This window comes from Nocardioides caeni, from assembly GCF_004912195.1.
GTDB lineage: Bacteria > Actinomycetota > Actinomycetes > Propionibacteriales > Nocardioidaceae > Nocardioides > Nocardioides caeni.
Map to the genome: position 1 here is coordinate 1 of NZ_STGW01000004.1, position 511 is coordinate 511.

Consider the following 511-nt stretch of genomic DNA (forward strand, 5'->3'; position numbering starts at 1 on the left):
CGTGAACGCCGCCCAGGCGCGGGTCATCGTCGCGGGCATCGACGACCTCCCCGACCGGCTCGGTGCCGAGCTCGCTCTGGAGGCGGAGAAGACCCTCGTCGGGTACGCCACCCGCCACCGCCCTTCTGCGCTGCGCACCCTGGCCCGCCGCATCCTCGACGTCGTCGCCCCCGAAGTCGCCGAAGCCGAAGACGCCAAGCGTCTCGAAGCCGAAGAACGACGAGCCCGCGAAAAGGCCTCCCTACGGTTCCGCCGCAACGGCGACGGCACCACCCGCATCAACGGACTCGTCCCCGACGCCATCGCCGGACGACTCCAGAGCTACCTCGACGCCTACACCAGCCCCCGCCACAACACCTAACAGCAGGAAGGTCAGGTGGGTGGTGAGGCCGGTGGTGAGGCCGACCGCATCCCACAGCACCGCAAACGCGCCCACGCCCTCGCCGCACTGCTGGAGCACCTCGACCCGAACCACCTGCCCGAACACGGCGGCCTGGCCACCACCGTCATC

The 511-nt window shown here is 70.5% G+C and carries 1 protein-coding gene; it reads left to right on the forward strand.

Going from position 1 to position 511, the window contains the following annotated elements; translation table 11 throughout:
* The coding region (locus E9934_RS07585) for a DUF222 domain-containing protein (RefSeq protein ID WP_158294959.1) at positions 1–361 on the forward strand (361 nt) is incomplete at its 5' end.
* Between the last annotated feature and the right edge of the window lie 150 nt (positions 362–511).